This window comes from Terriglobales bacterium, assembly GCA_035651655.1.
GTDB lineage: Bacteria > Acidobacteriota > Terriglobia > Terriglobales > Acidobacteriaceae > DASRFG01.
This window is the reverse complement of the sequence record DASRFG010000023.1, coordinates 590,428-610,164: the sequence shown is the minus strand read 5'-3', so window position 1 is coordinate 610,164 and position 19,737 is coordinate 590,428. Positions and strand designations below refer to the sequence as shown.

16 protein-coding genes are annotated in these 19,737 nt (G+C 57.1%); 10 read left to right on the top strand and 6 right to left on the bottom strand.

Features of this window, described 5'->3' with window-relative positions:
- Positions 1-194 precede the first annotated feature (194 nt).
- The 6 genes from VFA76_11090 (at position 195) to VFA76_11065 (ending at position 9,827) form a co-directional block, all read left to right on the top strand.
- The gene (locus VFA76_11090) at positions 195-1,190 is read left to right on the top strand and encodes a GRP family sugar transporter (GenBank protein ID HZR32382.1); all 996 of its coding nucleotides are present in this window, start codon (positions 195-197) and stop codon (positions 1,188-1,190) included.
- Positions 1,191-1,243: 53 nt separating this feature from the next.
- Positions 1,244-2,266 carry a ribokinase gene (rbsK, locus tag VFA76_11085; GenBank protein ID HZR32381.1) on the top strand — a complete coding sequence of 341 codons (1,023 nt, stop codon included), beginning with the start codon at positions 1,244-1,246 and terminating at the stop codon, positions 2,264-2,266.
- Between the two features lie 105 nt (positions 2,267-2,371).
- Entirely contained in the window at positions 2,372-3,361 is a 990-nt protein-coding gene (locus VFA76_11080) for a nucleoside hydrolase (GenBank protein ID HZR32380.1), read from the top strand.
- Positions 3,362-3,491: 130 nt separating this feature from the next.
- Positions 3,492-6,482, top strand: a complete 2,991-nt coding sequence (locus tag VFA76_11075) for a carboxypeptidase regulatory-like domain-containing protein (protein ID HZR32379.1) — start codon at positions 3,492-3,494, stop codon at positions 6,480-6,482.
- A 45-nt stretch (positions 6,483-6,527) separates the two neighbouring features.
- Positions 6,528-8,003: a tetratricopeptide repeat protein gene (locus VFA76_11070; GenBank protein ID HZR32378.1), complete on the top strand. Its 1,476-nt coding sequence runs from the start codon at positions 6,528-6,530 to the stop codon at positions 8,001-8,003.
- Positions 8,004-8,057: 54 nt separating this feature from the next.
- Positions 8,058-9,827 (top strand): CRTAC1 family protein, encoded by a 1,770-nt coding sequence (locus VFA76_11065; protein HZR32377.1) that lies wholly within the window; start codon positions 8,058-8,060, stop codon positions 9,825-9,827.
- 13 nt (positions 9,828-9,840) lie between these two features.
- On the opposite strand, the gene VFA76_11060 is transcribed toward VFA76_11065, so the two are convergent.
- Genes VFA76_11060 through VFA76_11050 form a run of 3 tightly spaced genes read right to left on the bottom strand, consistent with a single transcriptional unit; the run spans position 9,841 to position 11,022 of the window.
- The gene (locus VFA76_11060) at positions 9,841-10,497 is read right to left on the bottom strand and encodes a hypothetical protein (protein HZR32376.1); all 657 of its coding nucleotides are present in this window, start codon (positions 10,495-10,497) and stop codon (positions 9,841-9,843) included.
- A gap of 27 nt (positions 10,498-10,524) precedes the next feature.
- Positions 10,525-10,866, bottom strand: coding sequence for a redoxin family protein (locus VFA76_11055; GenBank protein ID HZR32375.1), 342 nt, complete (start codon positions 10,864-10,866; stop codon positions 10,525-10,527).
- A 9-nt stretch (positions 10,867-10,875) separates the two neighbouring features.
- On the bottom strand, positions 10,876-11,022 hold the full coding sequence (locus tag VFA76_11050) for a hypothetical protein (protein ID HZR32374.1): 147 nt from the start codon (positions 11,020-11,022) through the stop codon (positions 10,876-10,878).
- Positions 11,023-11,197: 175 nt separating this feature from the next.
- Between VFA76_11050 and eno the strand changes: the two genes are divergently transcribed.
- Positions 11,198-12,517 (top strand): phosphopyruvate hydratase, encoded by a 1,320-nt coding sequence (gene eno, locus VFA76_11045; protein HZR32373.1) that lies wholly within the window; start codon positions 11,198-11,200, stop codon positions 12,515-12,517.
- 17 nt (positions 12,518-12,534) lie between these two features.
- Entirely contained in the window at positions 12,535-14,145 is a 1,611-nt protein-coding gene (gene gpmI / locus VFA76_11040; protein ID HZR32372.1) for a 2,3-bisphosphoglycerate-independent phosphoglycerate mutase, read from the top strand.
- A gap of 180 nt (positions 14,146-14,325) precedes the next feature.
- On the opposite strand, the gene VFA76_11035 is transcribed toward gpmI, so the two are convergent.
- The 3 genes from VFA76_11035 to VFA76_11025 form a co-directional block, all read right to left on the bottom strand.
- Positions 14,326-14,493, bottom strand: coding sequence for a hypothetical protein (locus tag VFA76_11035; protein ID HZR32371.1), 168 nt, complete (start codon positions 14,491-14,493; stop codon positions 14,326-14,328).
- 492 nt (positions 14,494-14,985) lie between these two features.
- Positions 14,986-15,450: a peptide-methionine (S)-S-oxide reductase MsrA gene (gene msrA / locus VFA76_11030; protein ID HZR32370.1), complete on the bottom strand. Its 465-nt coding sequence runs from the start codon at positions 15,448-15,450 to the stop codon at positions 14,986-14,988.
- Positions 15,451-15,512: 62 nt separating this feature from the next.
- A complete protein-coding gene (locus tag VFA76_11025; protein HZR32369.1) occupies positions 15,513-16,709 on the bottom strand; it encodes a hypothetical protein in 1,197 nt (398 codons plus the stop codon).
- A gap of 94 nt (positions 16,710-16,803) precedes the next feature.
- On the opposite strand from VFA76_11025, the gene rpsO reads away from it, so the two are divergent.
- Both rpsO and pnp read left to right on the top strand, forming a co-directional pair.
- Positions 16,804-17,115, top strand: coding sequence for a 30S ribosomal protein S15 (gene rpsO, locus VFA76_11020; protein HZR32368.1), 312 nt, complete (start codon positions 16,804-16,806; stop codon positions 17,113-17,115).
- Between the two features lie 244 nt (positions 17,116-17,359).
- Positions 17,360-19,726, top strand: a complete 2,367-nt coding sequence (pnp, locus tag VFA76_11015) for a polyribonucleotide nucleotidyltransferase (protein ID HZR32367.1) — start codon at positions 17,360-17,362, stop codon at positions 19,724-19,726.
- The last annotated feature ends 11 nt before the right edge of the window (positions 19,727-19,737 follow it).

Here is a 19,737-nt window from a genome sequence, read left to right as displayed (position 1 = left end):
CAGGTACTCCGGGTGGTTGATCAGCTATGACTTGGCTTGTGTCTCGGCAAGTTTTATTGGCCACCAACAATCCGCCCACAGCAGATGGTCATACGCCCGGGGATTGACCTTGACAAAGGATTGAAACGTTTTACGATTGCCCACCGCCTATCCTCTTGTGAACGGGTGGGTTGGGCGTAAGGGGAGGACAACGGATGTATCAGCCGGAAGCATATGCCGTGGTGCTGCTGTTCATGATCACTAGTGCTGTCTGCTGGGGGTCATGGGCCAACACTATGAAGCTCACTCCCAAGTGGCCGTTTCCGCTGTTCTACTGGGATTACGTCTTCGGTATTGTGCTGACGAGTATCTTTTGGGGGCTCACCCTGGGAAGTTTGCGAGGAGGACAATCCAGCTTTCTGGCCGACCTTGCTCAAACTGACACCCGCCACATTCTCTACGCCATGGCTGGGGGAGCGGTATTTAACGTTGCCAACCTGCTCCTGGTAGCAGCGATCGCGATCGCCGGATTAGCAGTAGCCTTTCCCATCGGCATTGGTTTAGCTCTGGTGGTAGGAGTACTAATGAATTATCTCCTGGCACCGAAAGGTCATCCTTACTTACTCTTCGGCGGCGTAGCCATGGTGATGCTCGCCATCGTCTTCGACGCGATGGCGTATCGCCGGCGCGAGGTGGGACGGCAGCAGGTCAGCCGCAAGGGGATCGTGATCAGTCTGGCCTGCGGCGTTCTCATGGGAGTGTTCTATCCGTTGGTGACTAAGGCGGTAACCGGCGAGCGGGCGCTCGGCCCGTATGCAGTGGCGTTCTGGTTCTCGATCGGCACATTGTTGTGCGCAGTGCCGGTGAATTATTTAATGATGCGCAAGCCGCTGACCGGCGACCCTCCTGTCCGCGTGAAGGATTATTTTGCTGGGCGTGCTTCGTGGCACCTGATCGGAATATTAGGCGGGGCGATTTGGTGTACGGGCACGGTGTTGAACTTCGTCGCGTCCCATGCGCAGTTGGTCGGCCCGGCAGTTTCATACGCGATCGGACAAGGCGCGACCATGGTCTCAGCCATATGGGGTGTGTTTATCTGGAAAGAATTTGCGAATGCGCCGCCTGAATCGCGTCGGCTAATCCCGCTCATGTTCGCATGCTTCGTCATCGGGCTGGGAGCGGTTGCAATAGCGCCGATCGTCACTCATTAAATGTCGTTGTTCATTAAGATCGTTTGCTCATTAATTTGGATCCTTGGAGCGAGATGAAACCGATACTAGTGGTGGGGAGCGTCAACCTGGATATGGTGGCCTCGTCCGAGCGCATTCCTGCGCCCGGGGAGACGCTCATCGGCAACCGGTTTGAGACCTTCTTCGGCGGAAAGGGGGCGAACCAAGCGGTGGGAGTGGCGCGGCTCGGCTATCCCGTAAGTATGATCGCCAAGGTAGGCGACGACGAAATTGGGGAGCGCCTGCGGCGAGGGCTGCACGATGCCGGCGTAAACGCCCGCGGGATTACAGCAGCGGCGCAGACTTCATCGGGAGTCGCCCTGATCACAACCGACAGCCGGGGTCAAAACAGCATTGTCGTGGTGCCTGGAGCGAACGGGCGTTTGCTGCCGATGGACGTGGAACGCTTCGGGTCGTTGCTGGCAAATGCTGGCATGATCCTGATGCAGTTGGAAGTCCCGCTGGAAACGGTGGTGTACGTAGCGGAAATGGGATACCGGAAGAAGATCCCAGTGATGCTGGATCCTGCGCCGGCGCGTGACTTGCCTCCAAAGCTGCTGCTTCAACTTAGCTGGCTCACTCCCAATGAGAGCGAGACTTTGGCCCTGTGCGGGTCTTCTCCGGCACAGGGATCGGGAAGCTTGCAATTTGATCCCACGCATGTGCGCCAGCATGCAGAAGACTTGCTGGGGCGCGGGCCGCGCCATGTGATCTTGAAGCTGGGAAGCCAAGGTGCTTACCTGGCAAGCCGCAATGGGGAGCGGGAATACATCCCGGCCTTCAAGGTGCGTGCGGTTGATTCAACTGCAGCTGGAGACGCTTTCAATGCAGCGCTCGCGGTTGCGCTGCTTGAGGACAAGCCGCCTGCCGAGGCCGCGCGTTACGCATCAGCCGTGGCAGCTGTTTCCGTGACCCGCAAGGGCGCCCAACCATCCATGCCGGACAAGGCGGAAGTCACTCGTTTTCTGAAAACGGCAAAGCTCCAGGCTGCACCGGGTTTCAGTTCGGTGGAGACTGCCGCGCCCCCTGGGGCCGCACGACTGGCGCATACTTCGTGAGGGAACCTCCCAATTTTCTACACAATCTATCCGAAAGGTACAAAAGCAATGCGAGATATTCGTTCATCGGTCATATGTTTACTGTTTCTTTTGTGCCAGCTGGCAGTGGCACAAGGAACTTCCTCGCCCAAGAAGATCATCATTGATACGGACCCGGGTACCGATGACGCACTGGCCATCCTGCTGGCACTGACCTCGCCCGAGGTCCAAGTTCAGGCGCTGACGGTGGTCCCCGGAAATGTCACCGCTGAAGTGGGTCTGGAAAACGCGCTCAAGCTAGTGAACCTCGCCAAGCGGTGCGACATCCCGGTAACGGCCGGGGCCAAACACCCGCTTTTTCAGAAGCTGATTACCGCCGAATTCTGGCACGGCAAGAACGGTTTGGCAGATGTGGAGCTGCCGACCGGCTGCCGCGCCGACCCGCGGTTCGGCCCCGACCTGATTATCGAACTGGTGCATAAATATCCTCACCAGATCACGCTGGTTCCCGTCGGTCCATTGACCAATATCGCGCTGGCGCTCTCAAAAGACCCGAGCATTGCTCCTCTCGTCCGAGAAGTTGTCATTATGGGCGGAAGCATCTCGGGAGGAAACGTTAATGCTGCTGCGGAAGCCAACATCTACAACGACCCCGAGGCGGCGCAGATCGTCTTTAATGCGGGCTGGCCCCTCACCATGGTAGGTCTGGATGTTGGGAACCGCACTTTGTTGACTCAGCGCGAGGTGGCACAGCTTGAGGCAGCGCCCGGCCCCATCTCGAGCTTTGTGGCAAAGGTGGGGAAGTACCTGGTGGGACAATCGCAGAAATTCGGATTTTCCGGCTCGCCTATGTATGACCCACTCGCGATGGGGGTAGCGCTCGACTCATCGCTGGTGACAACGAAATCCATGCACGTTGATGTTGAAACCCGAGGTGAGTTCACACGAGGAGAAACCGTCGCCAACCGGGAAGGCTACATCGAGCGCAACGTGCTGCACGGAGACCGTTATGTCATCGAAGGCATGGATAAGGTGACGCCCAACGTAAAAGTCTGTGTTGATGTGCAAGCGCAACGCTTCCTGGATCTGCTGGTGAGCCGCGTGCGAGGCAAGTAGAACTGAACTGTGTTCCGGTAAAACTATATTCTTGACTTTGGCTGCTATAAATCGTCTAATTTCGCCCAACTAAATGTCTTCTGGGTTTCTCTCACTTGCACTTTCCCAAGCCTGTAAAGGGAGGAAGAACATGCGTCTGCCTGGTGCCTGCGTATTTTTTGCCCTGATTTGTACATGCTTATTAATGGGTCAGACCCTTGAGCGGGGCGACGTCCATGGCACGGTGCTGGATCCAGCCCATGCAGTGATCCCCAATGCCAAAGTGACGCTCAGCAGTTCTTCCACCGGTTTCCAGAGGAACGTAGTAACAGACGCGGCCGGACACTACAATTTCCCGCAAGTGCCGCCGGGCGAGTATCAACTTCTGGCAGAGTCGCCGAGCTTTACGACCACCAAGGTTTCAAGCATCCTGCTTCACGTCGGCGGCAGCCTGGACATTGACATCAATATGCCCGTCAAGGGCACCAGTGAAGAAGTAAACGTGACCGCCACGGCAGTGGATGTGAACCAGGCCGGAATCAGCGAACTAATCAACTCCCAGAGTGTCTCCAGCTTACCCCTTTCCGGACGGGATTATCGCGACCTGGCGCAATTGACGCCCTCAGCGCAGGTGGTTCCCGGACTGCGCGGCGGCATTCGGCTCGGCGGCCAGCAGAGCGACTACACCGGAATTGCGATCGATGGCGGGGATTCTTTTAACAATTCCTTCGGCGAGTTCTTCGGATCTTTGGAAACCAAGAATTTCACCATCCCACTGGACGCGGTGCAGGAGTTCCAGGTAGTTACCAACGGCTTTGCGCCGGAATTCGGTCGCTCAACCGGTGGCTTGCTGAACGTGGTTACCAAGTCCGGGACGAACGATGTCCATGGCAGCGCGCATTACTATATGCGCCACAAGAACCTGACGGCCAATGACGCACTGAATAATCCTTCCAACGTCACCTGGCAACACCAGTTCGGCGCCTCGATCGGGTTCCCCATTAAGAAGGACCGCCAGTTCATGTTTCTGGCCGTAGATCGCCAACAGCAGCACGGACCGCTGATCACCAAGTTTGCTCGCAATGTTAGCGGAGTTGCAGTACCCGAGTTGGGCATAGCCGATTTGGCGTCGCTGGAAGGCGCCCACACCCAATTTCAAAACCTCTTCTCGGTGCTGGGGCATTACGATTATCAGATCAATAACAAACACCACTTCAGCGCACGCGCCTTCTTCACCCGAAACCATACCAGCGGGTTTACCGGAGGTCGCGGCCAAAATGAGGTTAGCGCAGCCTTTGACAACACCGAGAACTTTCACAACCAGGGCGTGAACTCGGTTTTCACGTTGAATAGTGTGCTCGGCAACAACAAGGTGAACGAGGTCAAGTTGTTGCTGTCGGGCGAAACCCGGCCGCGCCATCCCAACGGCAATGCAACCGAAGTGCAAATCGCTGACACCGGCAATTTCGGACAGCGATTCTTTTTGCCCATCAACGGAGATAACGGCAAACTTCAAGCGCAAGACAATTTCGACTATGTGTTTGGAAAGCACGACATTAAGTTTGGCGGCGATGCGGACATTTTCTTCGACCGGAAAGATACTTTCGCCGGCTGGTCTCGCGGCACTTATCTTTTCGGCACACTCGAGGACTTCGAAGCGCGCAAGCCTTTCGGATTCATCCAAGGGTTCGGCTTAAACGGGAAGAATATCTTTCAAGCAGCTCCATTAGCCCCTACCCATCAGATAGGCATCGGTCTGTACTGGCAGGACAAGTGGCAAGTCAGCAACCACTTCACACTCACTTATGGTCTGCGCTGGGACGGCTCCAAAAATCCGCAACCACAGACCCGGACTCCCGGCCAGCAGGTTTACATTGGCATTGGTCCGATTGGGCCCGGCGGGAGTCACCTGGCCCCAGTTCCGCAAAACGTGCCTAACGATTACACGCAGTTTGGGCCCCGTGTTGGCGCGGCATACAGTTTCGGACCTCAAGATAAGCTGACCGTACTACGTGCTGCGTGGGGACTGTACTACGCCCAGACCCCCACAATCTTTTTTCCAACTTCGGGCGGTGAGAAGACCTCAACCCTTTTCTGCTTCGGGGGTGCGCCTCCCGCGTGCGCGCCTCCGGGTGGTTTCCCGAACTTATACCCTTCAGCCTTGCAGCCGAACGATCCTCTGATTGCAACCATTGGACCGCCGGGAATAACTTACGTTGATCCGGCGTTCAAAAACCCGCGCGTCTCGAATCTTACAGTGGGGGTTGAGCAGCGCATTGCCACTTGGACCTTGGGTGCTACATATGCCTACTCCCATTCCGACCACTTGCGCACAGGGGGATTCAGCACCACGCAGTGGGCACGAAACGTCGTGGTGGACCACTATGATCAATTCGGTCGTGCCATTGTCGTGCCCTTTACCGGCGCGGATCCTACTATTGCGGCGGTTGGTTTCGGTACTTCTGAACTCGCGAGCTTCAGCCATTCCAACTACCACGAGTTTGTCGTAAGTGCGCGCAAGAGCTTTGCTCAGCGCTGGCAGTTATTCAGCAGCTACACCGTGTCCCAGAATAAAGACAATGCTTCAAGCGAGCGTGACACCGATACCTTCTTCGGCCCGCAGGACCCGTTCAATATCAATCTGGACTATGGGACCAACGGTCTAGATATTCGTCATCAGTTCAAGTCGGCGGTGGTCGTGACTCTTCCTTACGGGTTTACGTTGAGCGACTCCATCCAGGTACGCAGTGGGCTTCCCTACCCGGCGTACAGCCTGGACGACATCAACAATGACGCTGTAGCGAACCAGGTTGCGTTTAACGACCGTCCAGTGGTGACACCGGCGAGCGGCAAGGCGTTTCTGCTGCCCAGGTACCCGGCGCGACAGCCAAATTTCTTCCAGACCGACTTTCGCGTGGAGAAGAACTTAAAATTCAGCGAACGCTACAACCTCGATTTGCTTGCTGATATGTTTAACCTGACAAACCACGGGAATTTATTCTCCAATCCCAATAACTCTGCTTTTGTTCCATCGGCACTGACCGCAGTTCCGCAACCTAGCGCGACTTATCGGAAGCTGGACCAGATCTCCCCCGGAAGTCTGCCGTTTGCGGTACAGCTTGGGTTGCGGCTCAATTTCTGAAGACGGGGCGGCCGCTTTGTTGCAGCCGCCTTGTTACGGCCTCTCGTGAATCAGCGTTGGTTTTGCGGCTGGCGTCGCCCGCACAGACAAAACTGTTATTTACAAGCTAAGCGCCGTAGGCTGGCAATTCTTCTGATAAGCAGCTCTCTGCTCACTTCATATTCTGTTTTTTCCCAAACTCCGAGCAAGAGCACTGCCGCATTTCGCAAGCAAGCACAGCTGTTGATGGAACAAGGCAGAGTTGAGGACTCGCTGCCGTTGCTTCAGCAAGCCGTGGCGGCGAATCCCCGGGATGTTCAGACCAATCTGCTGTTGGGACGAACGCTGCAGCAGATCGGACGTATTCCCGAGGCGATTGCCGCCTATAAAACAATTCTGAGAGTAGAACCCGCTAATCAGGCGGCGGCTCTCGGCCTGAGCTCCGCCTACCGTACGGTTTTTAATTACAAGCAGGCTGAGATCGTCCTGCGCCGCGCCATGCGGGCCCACCCACGGGACGCGGAGCCGGCAGTCGCGCTCGGCGAGCTCGAAATGCAATTGCAGCATTATGACTCGGCTATCGCCGTACTGAAGCGTGCGGTGGCACTGGCCCCAGCTAACACTGCTGCTCTTCGGGACCTGGGGATTTGCTATCAGCTGACCGGCAAATCAGAGCTGGCGCTGAATAACTTCAATCGCGCCGTTCGCCTCGGGCCGCGCTCAGCGGCGGCGTATTACTTTCGCGCCAAGTTCTTCGCCGACTCCAATCAAAATGAGAACGCCGAGCGCGATGCCCGCAAAGTGTTAGCCCTAGAGCCTGAGAATACGCCAGCGAGCCTGCTGCTGGCGAAGGTGTTGTTGCGGTCAGGTGGGTGTGCGGAGGCGAAAAAGCTGTTGGAGCCGCTGAGCGACCGCGAGCAAGAGGGACCGCGGCAGAAGCCGGATACCCAAAACGCCTCTCGTACTGAGGAACTCTTCCAGCTTGCTCGTGCATACGATTGCCTGAAGCAGCACGAACTGGCGCGAGCCACGCGGGCGAAATTTGACGAACTCTCGCACCGCGAAGAAGCCGCGCGCAGCGCTCGTTCAGACGCGGACCACATAGCCGAACAAGCCGGAGAGTTGGCACGCCAAAACCAACTCGCACCCGCCTTGCAACTCCTGGAGCAAGCGCTGCAGAAGGATCCCGAGAACGCCGCTGCCCATGCTCAAATGGCGAAAATCAATTTTTCCAGGGGCGATGTGACCGGCGCTCGCGTCGAAATCGAAGCGGCGCTGCGGTCCAGACCTTATCATCCTGAGTTCTTGTACGTGCTCGGCCGGGTCATGGAGAAGCAAGGCGATGACCAGCGCGCACTACAGGCGTTCCAGCAAACCGTTCTAATAGACCCGCGCGAGGCCGACGCATATTACGAGATTGCACAAATCCACTCTCGCCTGGGTCATCAAGCTGAGGCAGTGCAGGCATTGAAGTCGGCGCTGCAAATTTCACCCGACGATCCCGACTACCGGCGCGCCCTGGCTACTCTCACCAACCGCTGACATCTGTTCTCTCTGCCTTCGGTTATGATCCCATGAATGGTCCGGCGAACATGTTTGTGCGCTGTACTCTTGTGGGCGTGGCTGCTCGGCAGCCAATCCCAGCCGGTGCAACCGCATGCTTCGCATTCCCGAACTGAGGGCCAGTCGCCGCTCGGTTTCCGCTTGGACAACGTAACCGCCGAATCGGGCATTCGTTTCATTCACGACAACGCCGCGAGCAAAGATATGTTCCTGCCCGAAACCATGGGCGCTGGTTGCGGCTGGATAGACTACGACGGCGACGGGCTGCTGGATCTGTTCTTCGTCCAGAGTGGCCCTACCCCGTCGTACCAACCGTCCAAGCCGCTTCGCAATGCCTTATATCGGAACACTGGTGATGGCACCTTCAGCGATGTAACTGACTCCGCTGGATTGGGAGTGGCGAACGATACGTTCGGCATGGGTGTTGCAGTGGGCGACTTCGACAACGACGGCAAGCCGGACCTTTACGTCACCGGATTTCCGCGCTCTCACCTTTACCACAATGTGGGTGGGAAATTTGTGGACATTACCCAGTCCGCAGGCGTAGCTAATGCGGGTCGGTGGGCGACCAGCGCCGCCTGGTTCGACTATGACAACGACGGTCTGCTGGACTTGTTCGTGGCTAACTATCTCGATTGGGACTACAGCAAGAATGTTTACTGCGGCGAGCACAAGCCCGGTTACCGCAGTTACTGTGCTCCGGCGGTCTTCAGCGGAGTTGCGCCAACTCTCTACCACAACAACGGGGACGGCACTTTCACCGACGTGACCCGCGCTGCCGGTCTGAGCAACTCGCTGGGCAAGGGACTTGGCGTTGTCGCATTCGACTACAACAACGATGGTTTTATTGACGTCATCCAGTCCAATGATTCGGTCCGAAATTTTCTATTTCGGAATAACGGAAATGGAACGTTCAGCGAAGTAGGAGTCGAAACCGGCATCGCCTACGGCGAAGAAGGTAAGCCGGAGGCCGGCATGGGCATTGACGCCGGCGATTTCGATCACCAGGGCCTGCTCGATGTTTACGTCACCCACCTTGATATGGAATTGCACCGTCTGTTTCACAACTCAAAGGATGGAACGTTTCGTGATGACACCTTCGCTGCGCAAATGGCTAAGACAATGAACGTGCTGAGCGGTTTTGGAACAAAGTTTTTGGACATTGACAACGACGGCTGGCTCGATCTGCTGCAGATCAACGGACACATCTTGCCTAATATTCATCTTTATAAAGGGAGCGTTCAGTACGCCGAGCCGAAAACTTTGTGGATGAACCAGCACGATGGCACCTTCCGAGATGTCTCCCCGCAAGTCGGCGCTGACTTCATGCGCCCCACTATCGGCCGTGGACTTTGCCTGGCCGACTTCGACAACGACGGCTCCGTAGATTTTGCGGTTAGTAATAATGGCGGCCCCGCTGAACTATGGAGAACTCGTGTGACGGCAGGGAACTCATGGTTGGGGTTCACTCTCATCGGAACCAAGAGCAACCGCGACGCCGTGGGCGCAAAGATAACGCTCGTTGCCGGGGGAATGTCACAATTCCAGCAGAAGCTGGGTGGCGGCAGCTACGCTTCTGCTTCCGATCCACGGCTGTTTTTTGGGCTGGGTCAAGCGACCAAGGCTGACGCGGTACGGGTGGTGTGGCCCAGCGGGCGCAAGGATGAATTTACGAATCTCCAAGCAGGGCAGTTCGTTACTATCAAAGAGGGAAGTGGTATTGTGGCGAACACCAAGCCTGCGGCCCGGACTAAAAAGTCGCAATCAGAAAAAAATCCAGTGCGGACCCGTCGCCCGCACTGACAGTCTGAATGTACTACAACGAGCCGCCACCGGCAGCGCCGGTTGCGACCCCGGCTGCCGGCGTGATGCTAACAGGGCGGCTTAACTCCAGCACTAATTCGGTTCCGGCAGGCAGCGTAGCGGACCTGCGCTTCACCAGCCAATGGACCATGGTTGCACCGGCGCCAATTCCCGCGCCAATGATGCCAGCCTGGGCGCCACCAACTAACGCGCCAATTACAACGCCTCCGCCAGTACCGGCAGCAGACTCGCGCAGATCATACTTATCGTGGCCGCTACCTTTGAACTGGCCTTCATCGTTAACGTCAGTGCCGTGTCCAACATTGGTGTCCACGAGCACAGCGCTCAGCGCGTACTCCTGGCCATTGGGAAGTGTGACCGTATCGGGACGCAAGCCGATGGTCGGCTTGCCGGCAATCCGGCGCGGTTCGCTGATCCTGGTGATATGGCCCTTGATCTCCGACCCGAGGGGAATAACTATCCGATTGCCCAGCATCACCGGCTCGCTTACGCGACCATAGAATTGGCTGCCCACCCTGGTAGTGAAGGTGGCCAGCGTAATCTGCAATTTCATTTTCACCGCTGTGCCCACGGGGAGCGACAAGCTGCTCTGCGCAACCGCGGCGGCGGACAGCAACATCAAGCAAATCAAAAGCCCAGCTCTCTTCATTGAACCTCCTGCTCTATTCCGTTTCAATTACTTCAGCTTGCGAAGTGCATCCATTACGTGCTCAAGCGGCGCACGGTCGACTTGGTTTTTGCTGCGATAAATGAATCGCATGGTCCCATCACGATCAATCACCAACGTGGCCGGGTGCGCAATGTTTAATGCGTCATGGCCAAAGCGGTGGTGCAAGCCATAGGCCTTGGTCACCCTGCGATCCTCGTCCAGCAGGAAGGGAAATGAAATGGGATGCTCGCCCAAAAACCTCTCCGGATGAAAAATCCCGTTTCGTTTCTCAGCCGCGATGTAAACCAGGGACGCATTGGCTTGTGCAATCTGCTCCGTTAGGGGCTCAGCCTGAGCCATGCGCTTCACGCAGTTCGGTCACCAGGTGCCGCGCAAAAACTCCAAAATCACCGGTCCATGCCGCAGCAGGCCGGAAAGCGAAACCTCGCCCTCACGATTGGCTGCCGGCAGAGTGAACTCCGGTGCTCGATCTCCGATCTGGAGAGTCCCCGTGCTCTCCCTCATCTGATGGCGACTGTAGAACAGCAAAGAAGCTTGAACAATAGCCGATAGGACAACTAGAACCAGCGGAGGTACGTCCGGGCTGATCCGGGGTCCTTGGATTACGGTTGATATAATCGCGGTTTTGCCGCTGCGCCAGAGTCTCGGAAGAGAAGGGTTTCAGGAGAGAAGAGACGGAATGAAAGCGAATACTCAGATACAGGAAATTCGTGGCCGTGAGGTGCTTGATTCTCGCGGTAATCCCACGGTGGAAGCGGATGTGCTACTCGCGGGCGGCGCGAAAGGCCGTGCGGCGGTGCCCAGCGGCGCCTCGACGGGAGAGCACGAGGCAGTGGAACTACGCGACGGCGACAAGAAGCGTTATCTGGGAAAGGGCGTGCTCAAAGCCGTGGGCAACGTGAATGGAGAAATCTCCAGAGGGCTGGTCCGGATGGACGCCTCTGACCAGCGAGCGCTCGACCGGAAGATGATTCAGTTGGACGGTACGGAGAACAAGTCCAGACTAGGCGCTAATGCGATTCTCGCCGTCTCCATGGCCGCCGCGCGCGCGGCTGCAAATGCCTTGGGCGTGCCACTCTATCGCAACCTTGGGGGCCGCGATGCCGCGCTGCTTCCCGTCCCCATGATGAACATCCTGAACGGCGGCGCGCACGCCGACAACAATGTTGATTTCCAGGAATTTATGGTCATGCCAGTGGGTGCCGGGTCTTTTTCGGAAGCGCTGCGCTGGGGAGTGGAGATCTTCCACACCTTAAAGGGCGTTCTCAAGAAACGCGGATATAGCACGGCCGTCGGCGATGAAGGCGGGTTCGCGCCATCCGTGAAGTCGAATGTGGAAGCTATTGAGGTCGTGCTGGAGGCCATTCAGGCCGCGGGATACAAAGCAGGCGAACAGGTGGCGATTGCTCTTGATCCGGCGACCAGCGAGCTATTCCAGAACGGCAAGTACGTTTTTAAGAAATCCGATAAGTCATCAAAGGGTTCGGAAGAGATGGTGCGGTTTTGGAGCGACTGGGCAAGGCAATATCCGATTGTCTCCATCGAGGATGGCTTGGCTGAGGACGACTGGGAAGGCTGGAAACTTCTGACCAAAGAGTTGGGTAGCCGCATTCAGTTGGTCGGCGACGACCTGTTCGTCACCAACACCAAACGCCTGCAGCGCGGAATCGAGCAGCAGGTTGCGAATTCGATTCTCATTAAGGTCAACCAGATCGGCACGGTCAGCGAAACTTTGGATGCGATCGAGTTGGCGCGGAATAACGGATACACGTCGGTGATTTCGCACCGCTCGGGCGAGACGGAAGACACGTTCATCGCCGACTTCGCAGTGGCGACGCGCGCCGGCCAGATTAAAACCGGCTCGGCCTCCCGCACCGACCGCGTTGCCAAATACAACCAGTTGCTGCGAATTGAAGAAGAGCTCGGCAATACCGCGGAATTTTTGGGATTGAAGGCGCTCAACTATCAAAGAGAGATGGCGGGAAGGACGAGAGGGTAGGCCGCGCAGGAGAAACAATGCCCATTCGTCCCAAACCAATCGTGCTCACCATCTTAGATGGTTGGGGATACCGCGCTGAGACCCAGGCCAATGCCATCGCCCTGGCGCGCAAGCCTGCTTATGATCGTTTGCTGCGCGATTTTCCCAATACGCTGATCCATACCAGCGGTCCTTACGTGGGTTTGCCCGAGGGACAGATGGGCAACAGCGAGGTTGGCCATCTTAATATCGGCGCTGGACGCATCGTGCACATGGACATCACCCGCATTGACCAGATGATTCAGAATGGAGACTTCTTCTCCAATCCGGTGCTGCTGGGCGCGATGAAGCATGCTCGTAGCGGCGGCCGGCGGTTGCATATTTTCGGCCTTCTCTCTGACGGGGGGGTGCACTCGCACCAGAATCACCTTTACGCTCTGCTGAAGATGGCAAAGCAGAACGGCGTGGACCGCGTTTTCGTGCACGCTTTTATGGATGGGCGCGACACCCTGCCCACCAGCGGCGCCGGATATCTGCAACAGCTCCAGCAAAAGATGCGGGAGTATTCCACAGGCAAGATCGCCAGTGTCAGCGGCCGCTACTATGCAATGGACCGAGATCGGCGCTGGGAGCGCATCGCCAAGGCATTCAATGTAATGGTGCACGGCAAAGGCGAAGCCGGGCCGTTCGTGGACGCGGTGCAAGGAGTGAAGGAATCGTACAACCAGGGCGTCACGGATGAGTTCGTCGTGCCCTTCATCTGCACTGACAATCGTGGTGAGCCGCTGGCGATCATCCGGGACGAGGACGCGTGCATCTCCTTCAACTTCCGGGCCGATCGTGCACGCCAGATTACACGCGCGCTGGCGCGCAACAGCGGGCTTACACCTAACGGTGGGAGTGAACTGCCTGATGCAGCCGGGTTGGATGCGACCATCCCACGTGACCGCACACCTCGTAACCAGCACTACGTCTGCATGACCCGGTATGACAAGCAATTCACCTTACCAGTAGTGCTCCCGCCGGAGCCGCTGGACAATATCCTGGCCAACGTGATGGCCGCGGCCAACCTGCGCAATTTGCGCGTTGCCGAGACCGAAAAGTACGCCCATGTCACTTACTTCTTTAACGGCGGAGTAGAGCCGCCCTTTCCCGGTGAAGAGCGCGTACTCGTCCCATCACAGAAGGTCGCGACTTATGACCTCAAGCCGGAGATGAGCGCGGCTGGAATCGCCGACGAAGTAGTCAAGGCCATCGAGAAAGGTGCTTTCGACGTCATCGTTGTAAACTTTGCTAACGCTGACATGGTCGGCCACTCGGGAAAAATTGAGCCAACCGTGAAAGGGGTAGAGACGGTTGACGCTTGCCTTGAACGCATCACTGCGGCACTGCGCTTTCGTGGCGGCGCCATGATCATTACTGCTGACCACGGCAATGCTGAGATGATGATTGACCCAGCCACCGGCGGTCCGCATACCGCGCACACCACCAATCCCGTGCCGCTCATCGTAGTCAGCGCAGAAGACAAGAGATTCACTCTGCGCAACCACGGCTCCTTACGCGACATTTCGCCCACGCTGCTGGGTCTGTTGGGTATCCCTCAGCCGGGTGAGATGACCGGGCACGATCTGCGCATTCCGCTTAGATAATCAGCGACGAGCAGGTCGTATAGGGCGGACGCTGGCCGCGAGAGTCTTGCGGACAAATGCGGCGGACAGTGTGTCCGCCCTACACTTCCTTAGAAAAAACAAGCGGAACACCATGCGGGCTAGAGAGTAGCCCATCAGGTGTTCCGCGAAGCGAAGGCGAAGCCAAGGCTCGGGTTTGGATTATGTTCCGAGCGAACTGGCCACTTGCGAGAAGACGGTATTGGATTTCGTACCGATCAGTCGCACCGTCCCGATCACAATTACCAGGATTACGGCCAACATCACTGCGTATTCCGCGATGTCCTGACCGCTATCATCCAACCACATTCTACGAAGAAGGTCCTTCATTGTTCCCTCCAAACCGAGTTAATTAGGGGAGTGCAAAGCTCAGCCATATTTCTTAAGTATTACTGCAATTTCTTACGCAGCCGCCTCAGTTCTACGAAGGTCAGTGCGGTGGTCATGCAAATCACGCTTCCAAACAAGATCTGCAGGGTTGCCATCGCGTTCATACCTGCACCCTCCCTGGGTGCCGTCTGCGGGCAACGGAGTGCTTTCTCTGCCATTGCTCGAAGGCTAGTGTCGCCTGTGGAGGGAATTTCGTAAACATTACCACGGACCAGCCTCTGAATCGCGAGGGTCTCGGTGGAATTGTGCAAAGGTACAGTATGGAAGGGTGCGTAATTGCGACTCGCTCTCCTCCCAGCTTTGCCTAAGTGATTTGTTTGCTTATAGTTGTTAGCTGGAACCCGGAAAGCAAGACTTCTGAGCTCTTCGGTTGTCGTTTATGGCAGCCAGCCGCTCAGAGGCTCCGCATCCTCCTGTGCCCCTATTGCACAACTAGATGTGGCAGGCGTTGGCGCCGCGTTTTTCCAGATAGCGCTGGTGGTAATCCTCAGCTTTATAGAAGGTAGTAGCCGGGACGATCTGTGTGACTATGGGGCGCTTGAACTGGGCCTGCCAGCGTTCCTTCGAAGCCCGCGCAGCTTTCTCTTGCTCCGGAGAGTGGAAGAAGATAGCCGAGCGATACTGCGTACCGAAGTCGGGACCCTGGCGGTTCAATGTGGTGGGATCGTGCATCTTCCAAAAGTGGTCCAAAAGTGCGTCGTAAGAAATTTTCTGCGGATCGAAGCTGACCTCGAGTGCCTCGGCGTGGCCGGTGCGGTCAGTGCAAACGTCGCGATAAGTAGGGCTTTCAGTATTACCCCCGGTATATCCGACAATCGCGTCACTCACCCCAGGCAGTTGACGAAAACTTGCCTCTACGCCCCAGAAGCAACCAGCGGCAAATGTGGCTTTTTCCATGATTGTCCCCCACGGAGTTTGATTCGCAACCGGGAAGAAAGTTTCTTTTGGCGGTCGCGCGACTATTGGCTCATTTTAACAGCCAGTTGTTTCTCGTCGGGCGTCATCTGTCCCCAGAGCATCTGCATGTTGTGCTCCACGGACATATTGTTGGGAGATTGTCTGAGCGCCAATGCGAACCAACGGTATGCGCTCGGGCGATCCAAGGGAACGCAGTGACCGGTCGCATAGAGCGTGCCAAGCCTGCTCTTCGCACTTGCGCTGTCGTTACCCGCAGCCTCTCGCAGAAGACCCACCGCTCGATCGCAGTCCTGGGTGGCGGCGCTGTTGTATAGCAACGCGTCCGCCCGGGCGACGAGAGAGGCGCCGGGGTCTTCGTTTTTGGTATTCGGCGTCGTTTCCCTTGCGGCTGCGTTGCGCGATCGAGGCGTCGCTGCTGTGGGAGTTTTCTCCGCTGGCGCTTTATTACTACTGCCATGGTCGGTACTTGCTCCCGAGTTATCAGCCTGATCGACGGACGCAGATTCCTGGCTCGGCGCTTTGCTCTCGTCTGATTTCGGAGCACCTGGGGTTGTTGCGTTGTGGGCTGCTCCGGCGCTCGCAGCAGGAGTGCTATCGCTCTCGCTAGGCGCTTGCTGGTTGGGTGTCTCGGGCGGCTTTGAAGCGGCGGGTAACGCAGATTCCGGCGGGGTTGCGACTTTTGGGGCCGGAGAAGCGTGCTGATCGTTTACGGCCGCCGCGGACTCTTCAGTTGACGCCGGTTCGGTCGCGGTTTGATCTGGCCATGGAGTGGTGCTGGCCGGCTTCTTGGAGTTTAGCGCCGTTTGGACGCGCTGCACCAGATCCATGACTTTGGCGCGATTGAGCTTTCCATTCTTCCACTGCAGTCCAAGCAGAATGGCAAACACCGCCACAATGGCGAGGGCCGCGTAAATTCTCCAGTGGCCTGAGGGCTCTTCTTCCTCATCCAGCAGGTAATCAGCGCTACGGTCAGTCGGTTCGTTCAACCCCAGAAAGGAAGGTCCGCTGATCGGCTGACCGCGAGCTGGTTCAGGTTCAGGCGGAGGCGGCACAATTCTGGGGACAGGTGATTCAGCTGTCCTTGATGCGGGAGCACTGGCCTCTCCTGGCACACCCGCGGTCAATCGCGGTAAGGCATTTCCGCACATGCCGCAGAATCGGTAAGGAGCGGGATTCTCATGCGAGCAGTTTGGGCAGACGATCTTGGCGTCGGAGATTCGATTAAAACGCTCTAACATGACCATATTCCTTCCTTAGATGTCGAGCCGAGACGTCGCGGGCTGCTGCTCGCCAGCAAAACTTTACACCCGCGCAATCAGCGTGTTACCCTCGATGACGTCACTAGATAATCGAGAATATAGGAGTAGAGCAGGTTCAGTGCTAGCCCGACAGCAGAAGCAAGCCCTAATTGATCAACACCGTACCCATGCTACGGACACGGGCAGTCCCGAGGTCCAAATCGCTATTCTAAGCGAACGCATCGGTCAGTTGACGGACCACTTCAAGGCGCACCAGAAGGACCACGCCTCAAGGCGAGGTCTTCTCATGCTGGTCAGCAAGCGGCGTCGCTTGCTGGACTACCTCAAGAACTACAACTCTGAGCGATACCAGAACGTGATCCAGAGACTCGGCATTCGCAAGTAGTTGTTTCGAGGGGCCCTCCAGAAGGGAACCGCGTCCCCTAGGGGACAATTACAGGTCCCGTTTGGGCCAAACGCATCCGTCATGGAATCCCTGTAGGCGATTTGGTTGAACCGCCAAGTGAGAAGCGCCGGGGTTTCAGCAACCATCAAGGCTGGCCAGCTTGCTGGAGGTATTGTGACCGAGTCCTCTGCTAGCGTGTCCCGCACCAGAACCTCGCAGACGATACTCCTGGAAGGAAACAAGAATGAAGCAAGAAGTTCAAGAACTTACTGTACAACTCTCCGGCGGAAAACAAATTTCATTTGAGACTGGAAAATTAGCCAAGCAGGCCCATGGCTCGGCGGTAATTCGCTCGGGAGACAACGTGGTGCTGGCCACGGCGGTGGCCAATCAAGAGCCTCGCGAAGGAATTGATTTCTTCCCGCTTACCGTGGATTACCGCGAATATACATATGCCGGCGGACGCATTCCTGGCGGATTTATCAAGCGCGAAGGTCGGCCGAGTGAGCGCGAGATTTTAACCAGCCGGCAAATTGACAGACCCATCCGCCCGCTCTTCCCGGAAGGTTTTCGCAGTGAAACTCAGGTAATCGCGTTTGTACTTTCCGCAGACACGAATAATGACCCCGACGTGCTGGGCATCAACGCCGCCTCGGCGGCGCTAACCCTTTCTGACATCCCCTTCGGGGGCCCGGTGGGCGCAGTGCGGGTTGGTCTGGTGGATGGTCAGTTCATCGTCAATCCCACTTACGAAGAAATGCGTGGCGGCTTGCTGCGCATTATGGTTGTGGGCACGGCTGAAGGCATCGTGATGATCGAAGCGGGCGCCAGCCAGGTCCAGGAACAGACCGTGGTAGATGCCATCGAGTTTGCCCACCAGGAAATTAAGAAGATCTGCGCAGGTATCGAGCAGTTGCGTCAAAAGGCTGGAAAGCCGAAGCGCGAGTTCACTCCGCCCGTAATTGATGAGGCTTACTACAACAAGCTGCGCGGGAAGATTGGCGAGCGGCTTGGCGATGCACTCGATACGCAAAAGCATCCCAAAGCGGAAAGCTACCGCCTGGTAAAGTCTTACAAGAAAGAGCTGCTGGAAGCGATTCCGGAAGAGGATGAAGAAGCCCGCACCAAGTTCACGCAATATTTCGAACTTTCGCGTGAGCGCATCTTCCGCGAGCAGGTGATTAATCAGAAGCGCCGTCCTGATGGACGAGGGTTCGACCAGATTCGCGACATCTGGATTGAAGTCGGAGTTCTCCCGCGGACCCATGGCTCTGCGATTTTTACCCGTGGTGAAACCCAGGCGCTGGTGACCACCACTCTTGGCACTTCGGACGACATGCAGCGGCTCGAAGTCTTCGAAGGCGAAGCCAAGAAGCGATTTATGCTGCACTACAACTTCCCGCCGTTCTCGGTTGGAGAAGTCGCCTTCCTGCGCGGCGCGGGTCGTCGCGAGATCGGCCACGGGGCTCTAGCCGAGCGGGCTATTGCTGCGGTATTGCCTTCAGAAAACGATTGGCCGTATGCCATGCGTGTGGTTGCCGACATTCTGGAATCCAACGGTTCCTCTTCCATGGCGACGGTTTGCGGCGCATCGCTCTCGATGATGGATGCGGGCGTTCCCCTGGTTTCGCCGGTAGCTGGTGTAGCCATGGGATTGGTGAAAGAAGGCGATAAGTACGCCATTCTCACTGACATCGCAGGCGCCGAGGACCACTACGGTGACATGGACTTCAAGGTTGCCGGAACGCGCGAAGGAATCACTGCTCTGCAGATGGACATCAAGGTGGCTGGAATCACCGCGCAAATCATGCGCGAGGCGCTGGAGCAGGCACGCCGAGGCCGGCTCTTTATCCTCGACAAAATGGTTGAGGCTCTTCCAGAAGCCCGTTCGAAGGTCTCTGCTCATGCGCCGCGCTTTTACACGTTGCAGATTCCGGTGGACAAAATCCGCGATCTTATTGGCCCCGGCGGCAAGATGATCCGCAGCATTATCGAGCAGACCGGAGTCAAAATTGATGTGGAAGACTCCGGAAAAGTGAACGTTGCCTCCAGTGACGAGACCTCAGCCGCCAAGGCGCTGCAAATTATCGGCGATCTTACGGCCACTGCGGAAGTAGGGAAGACGTACCTGGGCAAAGTCTCGCGATTGGCGGATTTCGGCGCCTTCGTGGAGATCCTGCCTGGTACTGATGGGTTGCTGCACATCAGTGAGGTAGCCGAGCATCGCATCAAGGATGTGCGCGACGAACTCAAAGAGGGCGATCAGGTGCTGGTGAAGGTACTTTCAATCGAGGGCAACCGGATCCGGCTCTCGCGCAAAGCCATTCTGAAGGAGCAACGCGCCAAGATGGGTGGCGGGGAGGCCGCGGCGGCCGCCGGCGCAGCCACGGGTACCATGACCATCGAGGGTGGCGGCGAGTTTACAGAAGAGGAAGCTGCGGCAGCTGAAGCCGAGCCTAACTTCAATCGCGTGGAACATCGTTCAGATTCTCACCAGGGAGGCGGCCAGCACGGCGGCGGACATGGTGGGCATGGGGGTGGCCGCGGAGGTCGTGGAGGCCGAGGCCATAACGGTCGCAGCGGACGCGGACGCGGTGGGCCGCGACGTTAAGCTGCTGTCTT